This window comes from Erythrobacter sp. JB2-19 (assembly GCF_057365005.1).
Map to the genome: position 1 here is coordinate 2849925 of NZ_CP200290.1, position 21571 is coordinate 2871495.

General features: G+C 54.8%; 18 protein-coding genes and 1 pseudogene. 9 read left to right on the top strand and 10 right to left on the bottom strand.

The annotated features are described in order from the left end of the window. Positions 1–22: 22 nt before the first annotated feature. From AC0V6O_RS13615 to AC0V6O_RS13635, 5 genes and pseudogenes are all read right to left on the bottom strand, one after another. The gene (locus AC0V6O_RS13615; RefSeq protein ID WP_486145637.1) at positions 23–964 is read right to left on the bottom strand and encodes a class I adenylate-forming enzyme family protein; all 942 of its coding nucleotides are present in this window, start codon (positions 962–964) and stop codon (positions 23–25) included. Continuing rightward, a pseudogene (locus AC0V6O_RS13620) lies at positions 936–1607 on the bottom strand (AMP-binding protein); the annotation flags it as partial. The pseudogene AC0V6O_RS13620 and the gene AC0V6O_RS13615, both read right to left, overlap by 29 nt. 238 nt (positions 1608–1845) lie before the next feature. Further along, on the bottom strand, positions 1846–4209 hold the full coding sequence (locus AC0V6O_RS13625) for a TonB-dependent receptor (protein ID WP_486144824.1): 2364 nt from the start codon (positions 4207–4209) through the stop codon (positions 1846–1848). Positions 4210–4451: 242 nt separating this feature from the next. After that, positions 4452–6137 carry a carboxylesterase/lipase family protein gene (locus AC0V6O_RS13630; protein ID WP_486144826.1) on the bottom strand — a complete coding sequence of 562 codons (1686 nt, stop codon included), beginning with the start codon at positions 6135–6137 and terminating at the stop codon, positions 4452–4454. Positions 6138–6261: 124 nt separating this feature from the next. Next, positions 6262–7821, bottom strand: coding sequence for a class I adenylate-forming enzyme family protein (locus AC0V6O_RS13635; protein WP_486144828.1), 1560 nt, complete (start codon positions 7819–7821; stop codon positions 6262–6264). Between the two features lie 160 nt (positions 7822–7981). Here AC0V6O_RS13635 and AC0V6O_RS13640 point away from each other — a divergent pair, with 160 nt between their 5' ends. The 6 genes from AC0V6O_RS13640 to AC0V6O_RS13665 all read left to right on the top strand — a co-directional run bounded on the left by AC0V6O_RS13640 (position 7982) and on the right by AC0V6O_RS13665 (position 16292). Then, positions 7982–9118 carry an acyl-CoA dehydrogenase family protein gene (locus AC0V6O_RS13640; protein ID WP_486144830.1) on the top strand — a complete coding sequence of 379 codons (1137 nt, stop codon included), beginning with the start codon at positions 7982–7984 and terminating at the stop codon, positions 9116–9118. Then, positions 9115–10263, top strand: a complete 1149-nt coding sequence (locus AC0V6O_RS13645; RefSeq protein WP_486144832.1) for a CaiB/BaiF CoA transferase family protein — start codon at positions 9115–9117, stop codon at positions 10261–10263. Before AC0V6O_RS13640 ends, AC0V6O_RS13645 begins: the two co-directional genes overlap by 4 nt. 34 nt (positions 10264–10297) lie before the next feature. Beyond that, on the top strand, positions 10298–11092 hold the full coding sequence (locus tag AC0V6O_RS13650; protein ID WP_486144834.1) for an SDR family NAD(P)-dependent oxidoreductase: 795 nt from the start codon (positions 10298–10300) through the stop codon (positions 11090–11092). Between the two features lie 565 nt (positions 11093–11657). Next, complete coding sequence (locus AC0V6O_RS13655) at positions 11658–12704, top strand: glycosyl hydrolase family 79 N-terminal domain-containing protein (RefSeq protein ID WP_486144836.1); 1047 nt, start codon at positions 11658–11660, stop codon at positions 12702–12704. A 42-nt stretch (positions 12705–12746) separates the two neighbouring features. Further along, positions 12747–14792, top strand: a complete 2046-nt coding sequence (locus AC0V6O_RS13660; RefSeq protein ID WP_486144838.1) for a glycoside hydrolase family 3 protein — start codon at positions 12747–12749, stop codon at positions 14790–14792. Positions 14793–14801: 9 nt separating this feature from the next. Continuing rightward, the gene (locus AC0V6O_RS13665; protein ID WP_486144840.1) at positions 14802–16292 is read left to right on the top strand and encodes a sulfatase family protein; all 1491 of its coding nucleotides are present in this window, start codon (positions 14802–14804) and stop codon (positions 16290–16292) included. Positions 16293–16342: 50 nt separating this feature from the next. On the opposite strand, the gene AC0V6O_RS13670 is transcribed toward AC0V6O_RS13665, so the two are convergent. Beyond that, positions 16343–16552: a helix-turn-helix domain-containing protein gene (locus AC0V6O_RS13670; RefSeq protein WP_486144842.1), complete on the bottom strand. Its 210-nt coding sequence runs from the start codon at positions 16550–16552 to the stop codon at positions 16343–16345. A gap of 113 nt (positions 16553–16665) precedes the next feature. On the opposite strand from AC0V6O_RS13670, the gene AC0V6O_RS13675 reads away from it, so the two are divergent. Together AC0V6O_RS13675 and AC0V6O_RS13680 are read left to right on the top strand one after the other, a co-directional pair. Continuing rightward, on the top strand, positions 16666–17043 hold the full coding sequence (locus tag AC0V6O_RS13675; RefSeq protein WP_486144844.1) for a hypothetical protein: 378 nt from the start codon (positions 16666–16668) through the stop codon (positions 17041–17043). Beyond that, positions 17036–17362 (top strand): hypothetical protein, encoded by a 327-nt coding sequence (locus AC0V6O_RS13680; RefSeq protein ID WP_486144846.1) that lies wholly within the window; start codon positions 17036–17038, stop codon positions 17360–17362. The genes AC0V6O_RS13675 and AC0V6O_RS13680 overlap by 8 nt, the downstream gene beginning before the upstream one ends. Before the next feature lie 42 nt (positions 17363–17404). Here AC0V6O_RS13680 and AC0V6O_RS13685 read toward each other — a convergent pair whose 3' ends face one another. The 4 genes from AC0V6O_RS13685 to AC0V6O_RS13700 all read right to left on the bottom strand — a co-directional run bounded on the left by AC0V6O_RS13685 (position 17405) and on the right by AC0V6O_RS13700 (position 20067). Next, positions 17405–17965 (bottom strand): DUF5681 domain-containing protein, encoded by a 561-nt coding sequence (locus AC0V6O_RS13685; protein ID WP_486144848.1) that lies wholly within the window; start codon positions 17963–17965, stop codon positions 17405–17407. Between the two features lie 39 nt (positions 17966–18004). Then, on the bottom strand, positions 18005–19225 hold the full coding sequence (locus AC0V6O_RS13690) for a DNA modification methylase (RefSeq protein WP_486144850.1): 1221 nt from the start codon (positions 19223–19225) through the stop codon (positions 18005–18007). Then, positions 19177–19362, bottom strand: coding sequence for a hypothetical protein (locus tag AC0V6O_RS13695; RefSeq protein WP_486144852.1), 186 nt, complete (start codon positions 19360–19362; stop codon positions 19177–19179). The genes AC0V6O_RS13690 and AC0V6O_RS13695 overlap by 49 nt, the downstream gene beginning before the upstream one ends. An 81-nt stretch (positions 19363–19443) precedes the next feature. Then, positions 19444–20067, bottom strand: coding sequence for a hypothetical protein (locus AC0V6O_RS13700; RefSeq protein WP_486144854.1), 624 nt, complete (start codon positions 20065–20067; stop codon positions 19444–19446). Between the two features lie 822 nt (positions 20068–20889). Here AC0V6O_RS13700 and AC0V6O_RS13705 point away from each other — a divergent pair. After that, on the top strand, positions 20890–21540 hold the full coding sequence (locus AC0V6O_RS13705; RefSeq protein WP_472639839.1) for a helix-turn-helix transcriptional regulator: 651 nt from the start codon (positions 20890–20892) through the stop codon (positions 21538–21540). Positions 21541–21571 lie beyond the last annotated feature (31 nt).

The following is a 21571-nucleotide window of genomic DNA, read 5'->3' on the forward strand; positions in this document are numbered from 1 at the left end:
CTCTCCAATATTTTGCCACGGATCAAACCGCGCGCTCGCGGCCTTCCCAGAAGGGCGCCCGCAAATCCTTCTTCAGCAGCTTGCCCATGGTGTTGCGCGGCAATTCGTCACGAAACTCTATGACGCGCGGTCTTTTGTATGACGCAAGATGTTCGCTTGCGAAGTCGCGCAGCTGATCTTCGCCCAAGCTTCTGCCCGGCTTGAGTTCGACAAAGGCCATCACCTTCTCGCCGAATTCTTCGTCCGGCACGCCGATCACTGCAACGTCCTGAATATCGGAATGGCGAATGAGAGCCGCCTCGATTTCGGCTGGATAGATGTTTACGCCGCCCGATATGATCATGTCTTTGACCCTGTCCGTGATGTAGATATAGCCATCCTCGTCAAGCATCGCTGCATCTCCGACACGGAAGTAGCCGCGCTCATCCAGCGTATCACTGTCCAGCAGGTTAGCATTCACATAGTTGCGGATGGTGACAGGTGTATTGATCCAGATCTCGCCAGCTTTTCCAGCGGGAAGCACATTGCCATCCTCATCGCGGATTTCGATGAGCACGTGTTTGTGCGGTTTGCCCGATGATCCCGGCTTTAGCTTTTGCTCCTCAGGAGCCAAATTGCTGATCATGCCTACTTCGGTCGCGCCATAGCTTTCGTGCAAAACTTCACCGAAGAACGAACGGATCCACTCCTTTAGCGACGTCGGAACAGGGGCTGCACCAACGCCAAGCGAGCGGAGCGAAGACACGTCGTATTTGTTCAGTGTCTCTTCTGGCAGGCCATTGATCCGTTTGTACATGGTCGGCACGCCGGTCCAGAATGTGACCTTGTGTTGCTCCATCAATTGGAGAGTGCCTTCGGGATCGAAACGCTGCTGTAAAACCCCAGTGTTGCCGCTCGCCAAAGTTCCGCGCACGAGCCACTGGCCCTGCGCCATGATGCATCGGCATCGAGATGAGAACCACATCGCCGGGTAACTGCGGCCGGGCGGCAGCCATCGATTGGAAATATTCCATGATCTTTTGCATGTCCGCGCCTTCACCCGGACTCATATTCACGCCCTTCGGCAGGCCGGTCGTGCCGGAGGTGTAGATGATCAGCGGTGCCTCGCCTTTGGAAAAACGTTCAGGGGCCTCGTCCGCGATCAGCTCTTCGTAGGAAACAAACTCATCCGCCTGGACCTCGATCGAGACCTTAAGCTTGAGCGGAACACCTTCGAATGCAGGTAGCAGTGCCGCCGGATCAGGATCGTCACAGATCAGCACTTTGGCATCACTGTTGGTCAGGACGTAATTCACCTCACTGGGTGTAAGCCGCCAGTTTAGACCTAGGATTGAACAGCCAAGTTTTGCTGCAGCTGACGCGATGATGGCCCACTCCAACCGTATTTGCAGGCGAGTGACGATAACGTCGCCCGCTTCAACTCCTAGTCGCGCAAAACCTTCCGCGATCGCGTTAGCCTGCACATTCCAATCGCCGTAAGTCAGCGATTTTTCGCCCTCTACCAGGGCCGGCGCGTCCGGTTTCTCAGAAGCCCAATATTCGACCGTGCGTGGCGTGGGCGCTTCCGCCATTGCCTCATTAGAATTGGCTGTTCTTACATCGCTCATGGCGACTCTCCTAAGTCAAATATTACGAGCTCTTTTTTGTCATATGCTTACTTGTTGTTCAACAAGATTAAACTGATGCGATAAGTCTATCTAATTGATCTTTAGAGTATTATCTCAAGCAACCGATTGCCTGCCGTTCTGCTCAAGGAAATGGCCCGGTTCCGGAGAAAGGGAACCGGGCCACAGTGGAGAGCTAGTTAGAAGGTCTGCGAGTTTGGAGCAGCGGCATTTGCGTCTTCTACCAATCGAACTTTAGTGAAATACCATATTCAGCAGGATTGCCGAGGAAGCCGTCCCTGAATCCCGGCTGGAACACTGACGAGAAAATCAAGCTGTTATAGACCTCGTCCGTGCAGTTGCGGCAAAATGCCGAGACCTGGAACTGTTCACCGATATTGAGGCCAGCTGAAACATTCAGCAAACCATAGCCATCGACTGTGAGTTCACTGCCGTCGCTGGCAACGCGGGTGCTGGTGAAGGTCGAGGACTGAAAGTAATATTCTGGCCGCGCGAAAAATTCGAGCCTGTCAGACAATGGCAGCTCAAGGCTGGCAAAGACAGCTCCACTCCACTCTGGGGCCGCGCCTAGGTTCTGTCCTCCCAGAGGAGGTTCCCCATTTGCAACACTTGGCACCTCGGCACCAAATTCAGTGTCGAGGTAGCTGACATTTGCACCCAGACTTAAGTTTGGCGAGATTCTTGCCGCTGCTTCGATTTCGAGTCCCTGGCTTCGGGCACTACCTGCATTAGATACAAAGAAGCCCGTACCGGTGAAGGTGTTTTGCTGAAGGTCTGAGATATCGGCGCGGAACGCGGTAAGGTTAAACGTGATCCGCCGATCCCAGAACTGCGAACGAAGTCCCAATTCGTAGGAATCAACGGTCTCATCCTCGAAGGTCGGATCAAGCGGGTCGCACGCGAACACAGTTAGTGGCCCGCCCATAAATGCGACCGTATTGTTAGGCGAACAGGCTGGATTAACAGAAAATTGTCGTCCCGCAGAATCGCGGCCAAGCGCTATACCGCCCGCTTTAAAGCCACGCGAATAGCTTGCGTAAGCCATGATATCTGGCGTGAACTGGTAACTAAGCGATGCGGTGCCGGAAAAGTCACTTTGGTTAAACGACTCTGTATATGGGAATGACTCAAACCCGATTGGCGCAAAACCGGTAACCGGCAGATTCGAAGCGGGGTTGTCAAAGAAGGGAGTTTGGACCGCATCCTTCTCTTCCCTCGTCCAACGCAGGCCTACGGTAAGCTTCAAACCATCCGCGATTTCAAAAATATTGTGCGTGAAGATCGAGAAGCTGGTGGCATCCTGACGCGCGACATTGCCGTACGCAGCTTCTTGCGCCGGATAGATCGGAGGAAGTCCAAGGAAACCGGCCCAAGCATTAAGATCGCTGCCAATTGAGATATTCCCCGCGGTATCAATCCTTTCATCCGCAAAGAATCCGCCAACCAACCAGTCTAGGCGACCATCAAACGCATCGCCCTGCAAACGAATTTCCTGGGTAAAGGTCCGGATCCCAAAATCAATTTGTTGCCCGAGCAAGTCCAGACCGGAGAAATCAACATCGTTGGTGGTGAAGTCATCAAAATTGCGATACGCGGTTACCGATGAAAGCTCAGCACCGCCCAAATCGATATTGAGCTGAAGCTGGATCCCGCGATCTCTGTTCGTGTTAATCACCGGACGATTGACCGAAGTCGTGAACTCGGTCGGCGTCGCAGGATTAGGGAAGCTTGCTCCATTGGCAGCCGCAAGCATAGCGCCGAGCGTGGGCAAAGGATTATCGGGATTGGAAAAGCGCACAGATTGGCAGCACGATTCATCTATTTCAGAGTAATCGCCAATAATATATGCCTCAAATCCGGGCGAAATCTCCCAAAGCAACTTGCCTGAAAACGTGAAACGATTGCGATCATTGTAAGATGTGTCGCGCAAGGGATCATCTACGAAGCCGTCGCGGTTCTGATAACCGAAACTGAAGCGCAAAGCAGCTTTGTCTTGAGCGACTGGAACATTGGTCGCTCCGCGGAAACGAACAAGGTCATGATTGCCGACCGTCAACTCTCCAAAACCTTCGAAATCACTGAGGTTAGGACGCCGAGTTGTCACTTTGATAACACCAGCCGTCGTGTTCTTTCCGAACAACGTGCCTTGCGGACCGCGCAGCACTTCCAGGCCGGAGATATCGACTAAATCGCCCAAGCCATTGCCAGATCTTGCGCGATAAACATCATCGATCACCAGGCCAACGGCAGCCTCAATCCCGGGATCGCTACCGGCCGTGCCAAAGCCGCGTAGAAAGAAAGAGCTCGAAGTCGCTGGGCGGTTGGCAGTCGATGCCTGAAAACCGGGTGTCGACGTCTGCAGATCAATGACGTCAGTGATGCGTGCTTGCTCCAGCGCTTCCCCGCTAAAAGCGGTCACCGAGATTGGTACTTCTTGCAAATTCTGATCACGGCGCTGGGCTGTGACCACAATCACATTTTCATCAGCACTGTCTGCTGATTCTTCATCATTGTCTTGCGCATGTGCCGCCATTGGTAGCGCCAAGGCAGCAAGTGCTACGGATGAAAGGATAATTCCACGCATAAACTCTTCTCCCAAAAGCCGGCGCAAGACATCTTTTGATGTTCATTGTGCGCTCAGTAAGTGCGAGCCTATACATATTTGTTGATCAGGCAATATATATTTGTTTGTTAGACAATATGTGCAGCAAGTCCCGTGTGACCCCTACGAGTTCGAAGATTCTTGCACGTCGTTTCGCGGGAGACTGCGAGTATCAGAACACACTTATGTTGTTCGATGACTGTGTGGCCGATTACCTAGTGACCTTAGTTGGCTACTTTCTTACGCCTGAAAAACAACTGTCGCAGCGCCCAGGCGCCAATCAATCCGACCAACAAGGTGCCGATGCCCCACATTGCTAGCCGCAAAGGCCCCATCACTGCCATGATCGTACCCAGTGTTAGCTTTGTGTCGGCGTGCGACGTGGGCTGAGAGTGATGCGCAGATGGATTAACTCCATCAAAGGCCACGCGGTCCCAAATCTTGCGTTCTGCACTTACCGGGTCTTTCTCAACTCTACTTTCCAGATTCAGCACCATCGTCGCGCGTGTCTGCGCATCATAGGATGGCCATTCACCTAAAGAGTTAGTGCTGGGATCGCCGCTGCGGGCAAAGGCTATCCACGCATCCTGAACCCGGTCGGAGAATTGTTGCAAGGATTGGCCGTTCTCGTCAGTCACTAAAATGTGATGCTGTCTGGTTTGCGGCGCATCCAGATTTCCGAAGACGATCGGTATATCCATTGCATGGGGGCTGCCCACCTTGCTGCCAGGGACATTCGTTTCAAATTCGAATAGGTACATCCACACCGGATGCCCATTCGCGCTCATCTTTTCGGCAAGACGAATGCTTGGCATTCTGAAGAGAGCGTCTCCCATCACCGCCATGCCAAACTCGCCATCGCTTAAGCTTGGACGCTCTGATTTGTAGGCATTGTAAACAGCGGCGCTTCGCCCACCGGTAAGCGCGTCGAGCCAAGGCTGGTAAAAATCGAAAGGCAGTCTAGCTATGCCGTTTAGATGCGCCCAATTACGAAACTCATCGCGATTGGTGCCAATCATCACAGGCACCGGAGTGAAGTCAGTGTCTGCCAAATTCTCACCATAGAATTCGGTCAAAATTTCTCCATCCAGACTCGGTAGAAACGAGCCCAAAGTGTAGCCTTGCCCTGGCCCTGAAAGATATGATGTCTGAAGATCCAAAATCTCTTCAGCGCTCAGAGCCTTCAAATCCGCAACCGTTTCGAGCCCGCCTTCCTCCATGATACTGCGCGTTACGAACGCTGACTCTTTCTTAGTCGTCAGGATGAACGGATGGCCCGATTGGATAATCCCCCTTGCGAACAAACCGCGCGCGAGCTTGGTGTTGAGTAAGGTGCCGACCGATACGGCCCCTGCGGATTCGCCAAAGATGGTGACGTTTTGGGGGTCGCCGCCAAAGGTCGATATATTGTCGTTGATCCAGCGCAGGGCAGCGACCTGATCGAGCACGCCATTATTGCCGCTGGTGCGATAGGCATCTCCGCCCAGATGAGTGAGATCCATCCACCCTAAGATCCCAAGCCGATACTGAATGGTCACCACGATCATTTTGCCGCGTCTCGCCAACCGCTCGCCGTTTATGACTTCGGTTCGCGCTGAACCGAATTGATATCCGCCACCGTGGATCCAGACCATCACCGGGAGATCGCTTATGTCGCCTTCCGGTCTCCAGATGTTCAAAGAGAGGCAATCCTCGCTTGAGTTTTCGATCCTGATATTGCCGCGCGTTGGGTCAACGCTTGGGCAGGCTGGCCCGAAGCTTGTGGCTTCCAATGGCACGTTCCAGACGGGCGGCGCACCGGGCGGCATGAACCGTCCTTCCCCTTCAGTCGAGGGCGCGAAGGGGATGCCCAAAAAGGATTCAATCCCGTCATTGGATTGCCCAATGACCTCTCCGGATTTGGTTTCCACGCTAGGCTGACTTTGTGCCAAGGCTGCGGCACCAAAGAGCCAGAAACAGACGGCGGATAGGAGGGCCCAGTTGGCCATGCGAAAACGAGAGCGTTCAGATGCCATTGTGTTGATCCCTAACTGCTCAATGCACGCGGCGCTCTTGTCCTTCCCAATACCGCTCTTTCACAACCCGCCTTAGGGTTTTGCCAACCGCGCTTTTGGGTAGGGCATCGACAAAATCGACGCTTCGTGGAGCTTTGAAACGCGCGAGCCGCTCAGAGCAATGTGCGACCAATTTTTCTTCGCTTGTATCAGCTTTGATCACGACAACCGCCTTGACCGCTTCACCCCATTTATCATCTGGAACTCCGACGACAGCAGCCTCGAAAACGGCTGGGTGTTCCATCAATGCATTCTCGACTTCGGCTGGATAGACATTGAAGCCGCCCGAAATGATCATGTCGGATTTGCGATCGACCAGATACAAATACCCGTCGCCATCAATCCGGCCCATGTCGCGGGTGTAAAGCCAACCGTCCTTGATCGTATCGGCGGTAAGTTCAGGCGCGTTCCAATAGCCTTTCATCACCATGTCACCTCGCACGATGATCTCGCCAATATCACCGGCCGGGACGTCGCCCCCGTCTTCATCGACTATGCGAATATCGGCCTCGAAAGAGGGCCTCCCCGCTGATGTCAGTCGATGCGCGAGTGAAGGATCGTTGACCGCCAGATGATCCTCCAATCCAAGGCTTGAAATCACTGCCGTCGATTCTGTCTGCCCGTAACCTTGCGACAGAACCGGCCCAAAAGCTGCAATCGCCTGCTTGATACGTTCAGGGGCCATCGGCGCTGTTCCGTAAGTTATCTTGGCAAGCGAAGAGAGATCGCGGGTTTTGATATCGGGGCATTCGAGGAGCATGTTGATCATCGTCGGGACCAACAGCACGTCTGTGACTTTGTACTCCTCGACGATCCGCAAAAAGTCAGACGGCTCGAATTTTGTGAGGAGCAGATTGCTTCTACCGGACAACATGTTTGCCAATATCTGTCCGCCAGCGGCATGTGTGATTGGCGCTACATAGGCCGAAAGCCTCGGCTCCGTTGCATCAACGCCCTGCGCGATGAGATAGGCCCGAGTGAGGCAAATCCAATTGCCATGCGTTAGCATAGCCGCCTTGAGAACGCCTGAGGTCCCGGATGTATAGGCAAGCTTGTAGAGGCTATCCTTGTCTAACTCTGCTGTGATCGGATCGGCGCTTCCCCCGTTCTTGAAAGCCTCAAAGTCAGTCCAACCGAGTCCTGGATCAACCTCGCCAACGACCACGACCTTGCTTACGCCGTCGACGCCCTCAAGGCTTGCCCTAGCAAGATCTGCCAAGCCAGCATGGGTGAACAGGATCGAGGCGCCGCTGTCCTCAAGCATACCCTTGAGTTCGCCGGCCGAAACACGTGCATTCAGCGGCACCTTCACAATCCCGGTCTTCATAATCGCACCATCGACGGCAATCGCCTGATGACAATTGGGCATAAGGATTGCCGCGCGGTCTCCCATCTTAACGCCATCTGCGATCATTGCATTGGCCAACCGGGTCGCGCTCTCGCCCAGCTGATCGTAGCTTATCCGATCAGCTCCATCGATAATCGCTTCCTTATCTCCAAAGGCCGCAATGGCGCGGTCAAAGTGCGTTCCAAGGTGCATTGTTCTCTCCCAAACGCGCCAGCGGCCTCTGTTCAACGCTGCGTCGCATTTCCCCATGATCAGCCGTGTTTCCCCGGATGACAATATATTTGACGGCCAACAAGTATCATGCTTGATGATGAGTCAAGAACAATGTCCCATTGGGTGAGGAAATTCGCGCATGTATCAATTCTCGGAAGAAACGACTGCGATTGTCGAACTGGTCCGGCGATTGGTCAAAGATCACCAGATGCCGCTCGAAAGGCGCATATTGGCGGGCGAAACGCTTGTCCCTGAGGATTTTCGACCGGGACGCGACGCTGCAAAGGCGGCTGGTCTCTGGGGGCTAACAGCTCCAGAATCGCTTGGCGGAATTGAACTGCCGATTGTCACCTACCTCGCCATCTTTGAAGAGAAATGTAAGTGCCTGGCCGAGCTCCAATTTGGTGGAAGCAGTACGCTAACCAATCTCTACGGGTTGGAAGGCGAGCAGAAGAAGCTGTATCTTGACCCGCTTCTTGCTGGCGAAAAGCGGCATTGCTTCGCTCAGACAGAGCCGAGTGGCGGCGCCGACCCGGCCATGTCCGTCAACACCAAGGCAACTCGCGACGCCGATGGCGGCGGCTGGGTTATCAATGGCGACAAGATCTGGATCAGCAACTTTGCCCATGCAGATTATGTATTCGTCGTCGCTCGTACCGAAAAGGGTAAGGGAGCCGCCGGCATTTCCATGTTTGCTGTCGAGACAGACAATCCGGGTATCACGGCACGCGAAATTTCTATGCTGGGTCAGTTCAAAACACACCAGTTGATTTTCGACGATTGCAAGGTTGACGAGCTTTCCTTGATCGGAGGCGAAGGTGCAGGCTTTAAGGGGGCTCAGAAAGCCCTGTCTGCCGCCCGCTTCGAAGTCGGTGCACGCGCTCTGGGTATCGCCCAGCGTTGTTACGACATGATGGTGGACTATGCCAAAACGCGTCACGCTTTCGGGAGCGCATTGAGCGAAAAGCAGGCTATCCAGTCGATGATTGTCGACAGCTGGATCGAGATCCAACAGAACCGGTTGTTGATGTATGCTTGTGCTGAAAAAGCAGATCAAGGCCTCGACACACGGGTTGAAGCAAGCATGATCAAGATGGTCTGCACCGAAATGGTGAACAAGGTCATCGATCGTGCAATCCAAATCCACGGCGGGGCGGGCGGAACATATGAGAGTCCACTCGCCCATTGGTTCGATGGCCAAAGGCTGGCCCGTATTTATGAAGGGCCGACCGAAGTGCACAAATACCGGGTGATGGCGCGGCAATTGTTAAAATGACGGGTGTTCTTGCCGGCGTAAGGATTATTGAGATCTCCGGCATTGGTCCGGGGCCGTTTTGCGGCATGTTGCTTGCCGACTTAGGGGCGGAGGTCATCGCGATTGAGCGCCCTGCCGCAGACATCGGCAAAGCTCGGCCTCAGCAGATTTATCATCGGGGCAAGAGCTCGATCGTACTCGACCTTAAAGCACCTGAAGCGGCAGAGGTCGTGCTCGAACTGCTTTCCGGTGCAGACGCGTTGATCGAAGGAATGCGCCCCGGCGTGATGGAGCGTTTGGGTCTCGGCCCAGGCGTGTGTCTCGAGCGCAACCCAGCGCTGGTCTATGGGCGAATGACCGGCTGGGGACAGACGGGTCCGCTCGCCAACGCCGCCGGACACGATAGCAATTACACAGGCCTATCAGGGGCGCTTTGGTATGCCGGGGCATCCGGCAGCGCGCCGCAGGCGCCTTCTACAGTGCTGGGCGATATCGCTGGTGGTGCGCTTTATCTGGCGCTCGGGATCCTGTCTGGCGTGCTAAGCGTGAGGTCAGGCGGACAGGGCCAGGTTGTCGATGCCGCGATCGTCGATGGATCGGCAAATCTGCTCAATCTGCTTTTGTCTATGGTGGCGGCGACGGGCGGCGGTTTCGTCAGAGATGCCCAGGCGTTCGACAGCTCGCATTGGGCTGGGCAAAGCTATCGCTGCGCCGATGGCGGCTGGATCAATATTGCTCCGCTTGAACCGCAGTTTTACGCTGAACTCATAGAACGGCTTGGGCTTGGCGCAGATGAGCGCTTTACAAAAGGGCAGTTCAATCCGGCCCTCTGGCCCGAGTTACGCGATGAACTCACGCAGCTATTTGCAAAACAACCGCGCGCGCATTGGCAATCGCTTCTCGAAGGCACGGACAGCTGCTTTGCCCCAGTCCTTGCCCCTGATGCAGCGGCGCAGCATCCTCATATGGCGCACCGGGAAGTCTATCACCGAGTGGACGACGTTTTGCAGGCCAAACCCGCACCGGAATTTTCACGCGATGCCAGCGCCGCTCCGCGAGCGGTTCCGCCAAGGGGACATGACTGGAAGAAAGTTCTTTCTGACGCCGGTTACAGCTCCGCGCAGATCGAACAACTTATCGCGAACGGCACAGTGTCGACGTCATAAATCGAAACGAACGGTTACCGAAGGACCTCACCAAATGGACAAAGATATTCTCGATCAATCAGGCCGCGTTTCACTGGTAACTGGCGCGGGGCAAGGTGTGGGCCGACAGATCGCCCTTCACCTGTCTGCGCACAATAGCGGCGGCGTCGCCGTGAACGATTACCATCTCGATAGAGCTGAAGCCGTTGTAGAAGAAATTCGAGCCGAGGGTGGCAAGGCGATTGCCGTTCAGTCGGACGTTACCGATTTCGATGCGGTCAAAGCCATGTTTGCGAAAGTCAAAGCTGACTTGGGTCCGGTCGGGACGTTGATCAACAATGCTGGCAATATGGGTGCAAACCCGACCGCAGATGTGATGAAACCGTTCTGGGAAACCGGACCAGACGTTTGGAACCAGTCGATCGGCGTCAATCTCTATGGCGTTATGAATTGCACCGCTGCCGTCATGCCAGGTTTGATCGAGCGAAACGCTCCGGGCCGTATCATCACCATTATCTCTGATGCAGCCCGTAATGGCGATGCGGGACTTGAAATGTATGCCGGCGCGAAAGCCGGTGCGGCAGGCTTTATGCGCAGCGTCGCACGCACCGCCGCACGGTTTCAGGTCAACGCGAACTGCATAGCGATCTCTGCGACCCGCACCCCGGCGATTGAAGCGCAATTGGCCGACGCAGAACGGGTGAAGAAGATGTTCTCTCGCTACATCGTCCGGCGTCCGGGCGAACCCGATGACATCGCCAACATGGCGCTCTTCCTCGCCTCTGATGCGAGTTCATGGATCAGTGGGCAGACGTATCCAGTGAATGGCGGGTTTACGCTCGCGCTCTGAGCATAATTAGAAAGGGAGAGATGGATGACGCGGGATAAGGGAATGCTGGCACCGACTATCAGAGGCGCTCAACTGAATCACTCCATTTGCCGTCCGTTCGTGGGCATTGCTGTGTCTGCAAGTGCACTGGCAACAACCGCTTGCGTGTCACCTCAAGCGACAGGGCCTGAGCTAGACCTTGCAACGCTTGAAGAGGTAGCCTCGGTCGACGAACGCTTCCAGTCCTACAACGTCGAAATGGTCGAAGTCACTGGAGGACGCTTTTGGGCTCCCTACGCCAATCGCAATGGTGAGCGTTATCGGATGCGTCCTCCGATGGACCTCTCTTCGCAGCGCCTGCGCAATCTCGCTCGCCATCTTGGCCCGGCCTATGTCCGAGTGAGTGGCACATGGGCCAACAGCACCTATGTTCAAGTTGAGAACGAGGCTTTCGAAGCTCCGCCGAGTGGCTTTGAGCAAGTCCTTACCCGAGACCAGTGGCTGGGCCTTGTCGCCTTCGCGCAGGACGTTGATGCGAAGATCGTAACCAGCTTCGCTATCACTGCCGGGGCACGAGACGAAAGCGGTGCACTGGCAAACAGAGCAGGCCCAAAGACTGCTCGATCTAACGCGCGAGGCTGGCGGAGAAATTGCTGCTGCCGAGTTTGCGAACGAACCCAACGCCACTGCGCTTGGCCGTTTCCCGGCAGGCTATAGCGCTGGTGACTACGGCAGAGACTTCGCAATCTTCCGCAACTGGGCTAGAGCCAACGCGCCCGAATTGACCATCCTTGGCCCCGGCAGCGTAGGCGAAGGGGCAATCTTCGGGAGCATTCCAGTCGCTGCGCAGTCAGCCTTCCTTAGCACTTCTGACATGTTGAGCTTCAATCCGGATAGCGTCGATGCCTTCTCGTATCATTTCTACGGCGCAGTGTCGGAGCGTTGTGAAGGTTTGGGCGTCGATGTGGCCAGTTTCGACGATGTCCTTTTGCCTGAATGGCTAGACCGGACGCTTGCTGACCATCAGTTCTATTCGGCACAACGAGACGAGCATGAACCCGGAAAGCCGATCTGGCTTACCGAAACAGCACAAGCTGCATGTGGAGGAAGCCCTTGGGCGGCGTCATTCACTGACAGTTTCCGATATGTGAACCAACAGGGCAAGCTAGCCCAGCTCGGTGTCCAAGTTGTCATGCACAATACACTGGCCGCATCCGACTATGCGTTGATTGATGAAGATACATTGGAGCCGCGCCCCAACTACTGGGCTGCATTGCTGTGGCGCCGAACGATGGGTTCAACCGTTCTTGCCTCCCCGTCTTCGCCATCATCTGAGCTGCGGATGTTCGCCCATTGTTTGCCAAAGGATGATGGCGGGGTTGGATTGGCAATTCTCAATCTGGGAGACGATGCTCATTCCATTGCGCTTGGCAGAGAGGTGGAGGTCTATAGCCTGACCGCTTCCGAACTCGCATCTGAAGACGTGCTCATCAATCAATCGAAGCCAAAGATGACGGATGACGGAACGATAATTGGCTTATCTCCACTGATCCAAAATGGCGCTAATCTGGCACCGCATTCAATCACATTCGTGGCAGCCAAAGGTGCGGGCAATCGAGAATGCAGGGCCTGATCGGCTCAGTGAGCAAGTCCAACGTAAGCAGGGGAATCTAGAATGGCGCGCAAAGTAGTCAAAGGAATTGGCTTACTAGTCGTCGCGATAGCAGTGCTCGTACTGCTTGCGATCGGCGGACTTTGGGTTTCCTCCGCGATGCAGTCCCGGTCCAATTTGGCCGAGCTTGGAGAGCGTGCCGAGGTGATCGATGTTGACGGTCTTTCCTTCCGCGACCTCAATAAGAATGGCGAACTCGACGCGTATGAAGACGCTAGAGCGCCCGTGGATGATCGGGTCGAAGACTTGCTGAGCCAAATGACGCTTGAGGAAAAAGCGGGCCTCATGTTCATTAACTTCACGACGGTCAGTTCCGATGGCGAACTGTCTGAAAGCCTAAGTTTGTCGGACCCGCAAAGCCTAGTCTTCTCCACGAATAGTGAACTCCTGATCGCGAAGAAAATGAATCATTTCAGCTTGGCTGTGCCGGTCGAGGACGTCGAGAGATTCGTGGCTTGGTCAAATGCGCTGCAAGTCGCCGCTGAGCGCACAAGACTTGGCATACCGGTCACGCTGGCAACGGACCCGAGGCATGGGGTTACCACTGGTGGCGGCGTGGCCCTTCCAGCAGGAGCCTTTTCGCAATGGCCCGACCCGATTGGCCTGGCGGCAATGAACGATCCCGAGCTGGTTCGCGAATTCGCAGATATGGCGCGGCAAGAATATCGCGCTGTGGGATTGCATTTGGCTTTGCACCCGACCGCCGATCTCGCGACAGAGCCGCGCTGGGCCCGCATTGCGACTACATTTGGCGAGGACGCAAATTTGTCTGCAGCTCTGACCAAAGCCTATGTCTTGGGGATGCAAGGCGAGGAGCTAGGCCCGCAAAGCGTTGCCACTATGGTCAAGCACTTTAGCGGTGGAGGACCGCAAGAGAACGGAGAGGACGCCCATTTCGAATATGGGCGTGAACAGGTCTATCCTGGCGACAATTTCGACTATCACCTTATACCGTTTGAAGAGGGTGCATTCCCAGCGGGAGCCGCTCAGATCATGCCGTACTATGGCATTCCCATGGGTCAGACCGATGAGAATGTCGGTTTTGCCTATAGCAAAGCGATCATCACCGGCTTGCTGCGCGAACGCTATGGCTTTGACGGCGTCGTTTGCACGGATTGGGGATTGATCTCGGACACGGAGATCCTCGGCGCATTCACTGTGCTGCCAGCGCGGGCATGGGGTGTTGAAGACCTCACTCCCAAAGAGCGCATGTTGAAGATCATCGAAGCGGGTAATGACATGCTTGGAGGGGAGGAGATCCCAGAGCTTCTGGTCGAACTGGTCCGCGAAGGCTCAATCAGCGAGCGGCGGATCGATCGGTCGGTGCGACGGATATTGCGGGACAAATTCCGCCTCGGACTGTTCGACAATCCTTATGTCGATGCAGACGCAGCCAAGAAACTTGTCGGAAACGCAGACTTTGTAGCAGCTGGCCTTGAGGCGCAGCGGCGATCACTGGTTCTTCTCAAGAATGGTCAAGAGCCGGGCGCTCCGACCCTTCCGTTGCAAGGAAAACCGAAACTCTATGTCGAGAATGTCGATCCAGGAGTAGCAGGCCAATACGCGCAGCTGGTTGAAAGCCCCGAAGAAGCTGATTTCGCTATTGTTCGTACGAATGCTCCCTATGAGCCGCGTGAGGGATTGTTCGAAAGCATCATGCATGCAGGTGATCTGAGTTTCGCGGAGCCTGAGAGGCGGCGGCTGATCGACCTGGCTGGTCAGGTGCCGCTGATCCTCGATATCTACTTGGATCGGCCGGCGGTGTTTCCTGAAATCGCCGATAGCAGTGCTGCTGTGATTGGCAGTTTCGGCGTGAGCGATGCTGTCTTGCTCGAACTGGTGTTTGGCAAGTTCGAGCCCTCGGGCAAGCTGCCTTTTGAGCTTCCTTCATCAATGGCGGCGGTTGAGGCCCAGTTTGAAGATGTTCCGTATGACAGCGCCAATCCGTTGTTCGAGTTTGGGCACGGATTGACCTTTGGGAACGTTGGATCGGACGAAAACAGTGATGCGGGCGATACCGTGCAAGCCGAGTTGGTGGGATCCGAATAGGAGATGGTAATGGCGATCGTGCGCAAATGGCTAAAACGACTTGGCCTCGTCTTGCTGCTTCCGGCTTTACTCGTAGTGGTCGCTCTTATCTGGGTTGGTGGAACGCTCTTGTTCTACAGTCAATCGGATGATGAAACGCACTTGGCATTCAAGCAGGAATACCTCGAAAAGCTAGAACAGGAATCGGAGAGGGCTGATCTGTCAGACAGATCCAAGCGCCCGAACATCATATTCATCCTCTATGATGATCTGGGATATGGCGACATCGGTGCCTTTGGCGCTCAGGCCATCGCAACGCCGAATATTGACGCATTGGCCGACGGCGGGATCAAACTCACCCACTTCTACTCTCCTTCGCCCGTATGCACTCCATCGCGTGCAGGGTTTCTCACCGGCCGGATGCCGCCCCGTGCTGGCCTTTCAAATGTCGTGTTCCCTGGCACAAGCCCACTCAGCGCAGTGACCAAGCTGAACGGCCTGAATGTTCGCCTTCCTGCTGAGGAAATCACTATTGCAGACATGCTAGGCGCCGCTGGCTATCGGACTTCCATGGTCGGTAAATGGCATGTCGGAGAGAGCAGCCCCTCCTTACCGAACGACTTTGGTTTTCAGAGCTTTTTCGGCTCACTGCACAGCAACGATATGGAGCCTTTTGCGCTCTACCGCGACAAAGAGATCGAGGTTGAGCACCCCGTTGACCAAACCAAGCTAGATGCGCTCTACACCCAAGAGGCGATAGGTATCATCGAGCGAGAAGCCGGAAACAGCGAAGCGCCGTTCTACCTCTACTTCGCGCATAATTTCCCACACGTTCCTCTCCATGTCGAAGCTGGTCATGAAGGACATTCTCAAGCTGGCCTTTATGGCGATGTCATCGAGTCTCTTGATGATGGTGTCGGGCGCATAGTCGCCGCTCTCGAGCAGGCTGATGCGCTCGAGGATACAATCATCATAATCACCAGCGACAACGGCCCTTGGTGGCAAGGCGATCCCTCTGCATTGCGAGGCCGCAAGGGCAAGACTTGGGAGGGCGGCATGAGGGTGCCATTTATTATCCATTGGCCTGCGCGTCTCGAAGCCGGACAAGAGCTATCGGATATGGCTATGGGTATCGATCTCTTGCCTTCGTTAGCGGATTGGCTTGGGCTATCACTGCCCAAGGATCGCATCATTGATGGTCGTTCGATTGCATCGATGCTCGAGGACAACGCGGGCACCCCGCATGAATATCTCTATTACTTCGCGGTTGATGAGGCGCTCGCGCTCAGAAACGCGACGCACAAGTATCATGGCGTGCGCAACGTCAACTATGGTCCGATGAATATGCCGTTCGCCTTTTCATCGGCGGAAGGACCGTGGCTGATCAATCTCGAACTTGACCAGCGAGAAGCTTACGATACCTCGCTGCATAACCCTGAGTTGGCAGCCGTCATGGCGGCTGCGCTGGCAGAGAAGCGAGCAGAGATGGAGACCAACCCACGCGGGTGGATCGAGCAGTAAACACGGGACACGGCCAATTCTTGAATAGGCAAGTCGCGATAAGACTTACCCTAGTCTACAAGCTGGCCTGCTTTCACAGCAAGAGTCTTCGCCAACCTTTCGATGACATCAATCGATGGATTGCGCGCTGCCCTCTCCAAGTCGCTGATGTAAGTCCTATGGATATCGGCCTGATGCGCAAATTCCTCCTGGCTCCAACCTTTCTCAAGACGGAGCTTGCGCAAGTTTGCGGCGAGGCGTTGACGAATATCCACGTCCACAGTTGAGGCGTATGTCGCTGATCAATCTACAGACGATAAGTGACATTTTTACTTGGCTGCGTGGGCTAAGCGAGCAGTAGTTGATGTCACTTATCGACTACAGGAGCGCAACTATGATCTTGGCAGCACTACTTCTTTCAACCGCTGTGGAAGGAGGGCTGCAGCAAGAAGCGACTGCGGAGATTGTCTACGCCCTTGACCGAGAGCTCCGGGAGCCAGAGTCTTTGAGAGACCTGCGTGTTTGTGAGGTCACCGAGAACGAAGAGGGTTGGATCACAACGATCTCCTACCGGGCTCGTAACGGCTTTGGCGGCTTTGACCGACAGGTCGCTTTTGCGAAGGACTATGGTGATGGCGTCGAGATCGACACCCGGCTGTCGCGCATGCCCGAGTTCAAGGACATCTATGAAAGGCAGGTGGAGAAGGCGCGAGGCTGCCCGCAGATTTCAAACGAAGAGATCAAGGCAATCAGGGGTGCGGCCAATGACTAGGGTCAAGTCGCGATTGTTCGCTGGCATGGCGTTTCCAATGCTTGTCGCTTCAGGTTGCAATTCAGGCCCACCGCTTCCCGATCACACTATTGATCGCGAGCCGCTCTATGAGAACAACGCTCGCGTAACTGTTCGTGTGCGCACCGACATAAGCCGAGCTGAATGTGAGGTGCTGATCGATGAATATCGATCAATTGCTGGGCCCACAGGTCAGGTGGCAGTTCGCAAGCCTAGTGCGAAGCTCGAAGGTCAGGTCCTCCCTTGGTGTGTCGACAATCAAGATGGCCGAGGCATTACCTTCAATACCGACTGGTTCTAGCGAATGGACAGGTCGTGTGACTGACTAGCAGTGAGACGTCACTCATTCGAGGAGGTACGGATCATCGACAACATTCTCGTCTTCGAGGCGGCGCAGAGCGATATGACCATCGCTTGCGGCATAGAATTCGTACCTGCCAAGCGCCTGGCTGAGGATCTTTGGGTCCATTGGCGGAACGTCGTCCCCGATCTCCTTATCGATATAGACCTGTGCCCTTGTCAGGATACACAGGAATACAGAGATAAACTCAATTCCGAGCACTTCCAAATTTCCCGGACGCACTTCTTCGGGGGGCTCTTCTTCCGGCCCGTACTTTTCGTACAGCTCCAGCATCCTGAAGAATGAGGTGTCAGATCCTTCGATGATCATCTTCTGAGCGCGTTTGATGATCACCTCGCCCATCGACTTGGTGATCTTCTTGTCCCTAACATTAAGTTCGATACGATCACGAAAGAGCTTCCTGAGGACCGCTTCGGCTGAGCTCTCACCCTTCGGCCGCCCAGGACCGCCAGGATTGCCATTCTTGAATTGGGTCTCGACCGGCGGATTTGCGTGCCCAAGGGGCTTGCTCGGATCGTGTGGGGTGCGATTGTTTTTGGCCAATGTGAATGGTCCTTTCAGCTTAGTAATAAAGGGGAAAGTTCAGCCAGCGCTGCTCAGGGCGCGGAATGAATCACCATTTTGATCGACTGCATCGCCGTCGATTTCCTTCAGCAGTCGTTCGACCGCGAGGTCGACGTAGTGGGGATCAATCTCGATCCCGTAGCAATGACGTTTAGTGCGAGCAGCGGCGAGCGCAGTGCTGCCAGAACCCAGAAAGGCATCGACGACCAGATCGCCAGCAGCGGTGCTGTCCATGATTGCATCGGCAATCATCTGAGTGTTTTTGACCGTAGGGTGCATCGCAAGGTTGTCTTCGCGATCTTCGCTGAAGCCGGTGCAACCTGCATACTCCCAGACATTGGTCCGGAACCGCCCATGCTTACCGAGCTCAACATTGTTCTGGTGTGAGGCCCCACCCTTGCGGAACACGCAGACAAGCTCATGGCGTGACCTATACAGCGATCCCATACCCGCCGCCGATTTAACCCAAACGCACAGATTGATCAGGCTCTCATAGACATTCCGTCCTTCACGGATCATCAGCTCGATCGAACGCCAGTCGATGAACTGATAGGAAAGCGAACCGGTGCGGGCGTGGCGTTCCTGAAGCTCAAATGCCTTGCGGATGAAGTCAGCGAATTCTTCCTCGCTCATTTCGCCTGACCCTTGAGCAAACTCGCTGTGCTGGCCGGAAGAACTGACGTGCCCATTCACAGGAACATTGAACGGCATGTCGCTGATGACAACATCGGCCTCGCAACCGTTCATCAGCTCAGCCCACAGCTCAGGATCAAGCGCGCTTCCGCGTGCAATCCGATGAGGACCAATCTGCCAGATTGTTCCAAGTTCTGAGATCGCATCCCGCTCACATGAAGGAGCTGGCGGTGCTTCTTCTTCCTCTTCGTCGAGCTCGCTGCGGAATGCTTCTGCAAGCGCGTCCGCCTCACCCACTTCGAAGCCAAGCGCTTCTGCGTCGAATTCAAGGTCCCACTCCATCTGGAATGCCATTTCCTCTTGAAGCAGGTCCAGTGACCAGTCGCCTTTCAAGGCAATGGCATTGTCGGCGAGCCGGTAGGCGCGGCGTTCATTCCCATCGAGGTGGGAGAGGATGATTGCAGGGACTGTACTCATCCCAAGCTGTTTTGCTGCATGAAGGCGCGCATGGCCTGCGATCAGCTCGTGCTTACCAGAAACGGCGTCGGGAGGAGCAATCAGAAGCGGATTGTTGAACCCATGCTTGTTGACGCTCTTCTTGAGCATCGCAATCTGATCTTCTTGATGCTCTTCTTGAGCATTGCGATCTGATCTTCGGGGTAATCGCGGGGATTGTCGTCGTAGGGCTCGATCTTATCGAGCGGCAGTTCGATGATTTCCAGGGCTTCGATGTTTTTGAGCATTGGTGCCTCCATTCAGATGAAGGCACGTGAAGTATTCACATTCTTGCTAAGAATCGAATAGGCGTCTGAAGGATTGGCCAGTTATGCGGTCTTGGCGCGTCGTCTAGCTCTAGCCTCGCGGTCCAATGCATTCCAGATCGTCTTCCAGGGTAGGCTTGGATCAACCTGCTCGAAAAATAACCGGGTCAAACCTGAAATCGATTTGTCGCTTGTAATCCGTCCGACACTGCAAGGCTCACTAGCAAACCGCTCAAATATCGCGATGAGTTCCCCAGCCGCACCGACAAGCGCTCTGTTCGCATAGTCGCCTGCTGAAAGTATCTCGGCAGCCTGAAGTGCAGCTATTCGAAGCAACTTAATGTTTGGATTGATGGTCATCCACTTCTCAGGCGAAGTTCCATCAACCCATTCCTCGGAAGAGAGCAGTGCCGCCCAAAGTCTTGTTTGAACATCTGTATCGAACTCAATCCGAATTCGATGCCACTGCTCAATAGTTTCTGTGCTTGCGATCTCTTGTAGCTGTGATCTGATGATCTCGCGTGAGGATGCGGGGCGCGATTTCCAGCCACGATATGCGTTGGCGAGTGAAGTAAGTTCCTGGCAGGCAATATCTTTGGTTTGGTCCTCCACATCGAGCTTGAGCGCAAACTGCTCGATAATGCCCTCTTTGAATTCAAAGGGTTCAATTTCGTACTCGACCGGCAAGACCGGCTTCGTCGCGACTTGTCGTCGCTTTGCGCGGTTCCGGATGCGTGATGTCTGGACTGCCATTCCCGAATTCCAACGATCGCCTTGCCGATATCCTAGAGATGCTTCCCGTTATTGAGAGACTTCACTCCCGTTTTAGAATGCACGGGAGAGTCGCGTAAAGGCGTGCAAATCCGAGGGTTGTGGGCGACTATGCGCCGTTCAATGAGCCGAAAATCCCGTTAAACTCCCGTTTTTACGGGAATTGGCGCGCAAGACTGGTTAGAGATGGACTGCGCCATTCACCATCCATTTCCAAACTAACATCGGTTTCTGGAGTCTCCGCCGGCGAGGCGGAAATTGTGCCCGCAATTCCAGGGCTTTGCGGAGACGGAAATCGAGTGACGCGCCCCAACTTCAGAATTCGGTCTACTGTGCCCGTTCCGCGCGCTCTCCAGCCCTCATCCAAGCTGCGATTCTCGACAAATTTGACCGCAGCCTATTAACATTATTGTTAATCAGAAAAGCCCCCTCAGCCCCCGAATTCTGCGACGAATGGCTATAAATCCAAGGTGAGTTGCATTGACTGCAATTCAAAACAGGCGCAATCTTCAAGGGTGTTCTGATGTCGCATCAGCGCATGTAGCATTGGGCGCAAGCAAGCTACGTTCCCTGAACCTTTAAGGCAGGGCAATTAGAGAAAAATATAACCATCGGGTCAGAAATCGGCACGCGGTAAGGCGTGCTGCAATTCTGGCTGCATGGGCGATTTTTGGAACGATGCGTGAGGTAAGGTGCGCGTGAGGTCGGCTGCTGCTGGCCGCAGAGGGGCAATGCCAGATGATGAAGCAAATTGACACGCAAGCGCTCATAAGTCGGGGGCACACACTCAACCGTGCGGTTCCGCCGCCCGCCGCCTTGCCGCCGTTGAGCGGAGCCATGCACGGCACCGATGCGATCCTTTCTGCCCAAGAACGGCTGAACAAACGCACCCATATCATGCTCGATAGGACTGGTGCGATCATCGCCATTGGCGAGCAGGCCAAGTCGAAAATTGCAGAACTGAACTGCTATTCGATCATAGATGGCCGGTTGGTCGGCAACAAGACCGACGCCAAGGAACCCCTGGAGCGCATGTTGAAGTTGGACGCGGGCGCAGTCGACAGCGCCATCATTCCCTGCAACACCTTGCGCGGTCATGTATTGCTGTCTGCTACCGGGCTTTGCCAAGATACCATTTTGGTCAGCCTGCATATCGCCAGCCCCGGCCATGGCGCTGAACTGGTCGACCTGACAAAGGCGTTTGGCCTGACGCCAAGCGAAGCGCATATCGTCGAATTGCTGCTGGGTGGTCACGGCCCATCCAAGATCAGCGAGGAGCTGAATATCTCTGTCCACACCGTGCGCGCGCACCTGCGCCATTGTTATGACAAGCTGGGCGTTAGCTCGCGCGAAGAATTGTGGCAGACACTCGCACCCTATCAAATCTAATCTACACAGTAATATACTGAAACGTGTCGTT

What these genes read in the sequence shown, in the direction of transcription:
- AC0V6O_RS13635 (WP_486144828.1), bottom strand. Translation starts at nt 7,821, where the DNA reads ATGCACCTTGGAACGCACTTTGACCGCGCCATTGCGGCCTTTGGAGAT.
- AC0V6O_RS13695 (WP_486144852.1), bottom strand. Translation starts at nt 19,362, where the DNA reads ATGCTCAAAAACATCGAAGCCCTGGAAATCATCGAACTGCCGCTCGAT.
- AC0V6O_RS13640 (WP_486144830.1), top strand. Translation starts at nt 7,982, where the DNA reads ATGTATCAATTCTCGGAAGAAACGACTGCGATTGTCGAACTGGTCCGG.
- AC0V6O_RS13660 (WP_486144838.1), top strand. Translation starts at nt 12,747, where the DNA reads ATGGCGCGCAAAGTAGTCAAAGGAATTGGCTTACTAGTCGTCGCGATA.
- AC0V6O_RS13675 (WP_486144844.1), top strand. Translation starts at nt 16,666, where the DNA reads ATGATCTTGGCAGCACTACTTCTTTCAACCGCTGTGGAAGGAGGGCTG.
- AC0V6O_RS13645 (WP_486144832.1), top strand. Translation starts at nt 9,115, where the DNA reads ATGACGGGTGTTCTTGCCGGCGTAAGGATTATTGAGATCTCCGGCATT.
- AC0V6O_RS13665 (WP_486144840.1), top strand. Translation starts at nt 14,802, where the DNA reads ATGGCGATCGTGCGCAAATGGCTAAAACGACTTGGCCTCGTCTTGCTG.
- AC0V6O_RS13690 (WP_486144850.1), bottom strand. Translation starts at nt 19,225, where the DNA reads ATGCTCAAGAAGAGCGTCAACAAGCATGGGTTCAACAATCCGCTTCTG.
- AC0V6O_RS13625 (WP_486144824.1), bottom strand. Translation starts at nt 4,209, where the DNA reads ATGCGTGGAATTATCCTTTCATCCGTAGCACTTGCTGCCTTGGCGCTA.
- AC0V6O_RS13615 (WP_486145637.1), bottom strand. Translation starts at nt 964, where the DNA reads ATGTGGTTCTCATCTCGATGCCGATGCATCATGGCGCAGGGCCAGTGG.
- AC0V6O_RS13650 (WP_486144834.1), top strand. Translation starts at nt 10,298, where the DNA reads ATGGACAAAGATATTCTCGATCAATCAGGCCGCGTTTCACTGGTAACT.
- AC0V6O_RS13680 (WP_486144846.1), top strand. Translation starts at nt 17,036, where the DNA reads ATGACTAGGGTCAAGTCGCGATTGTTCGCTGGCATGGCGTTTCCAATG.
- AC0V6O_RS13705 (WP_472639839.1), top strand. Translation starts at nt 20,890, where the DNA reads ATGATGAAGCAAATTGACACGCAAGCGCTCATAAGTCGGGGGCACACA.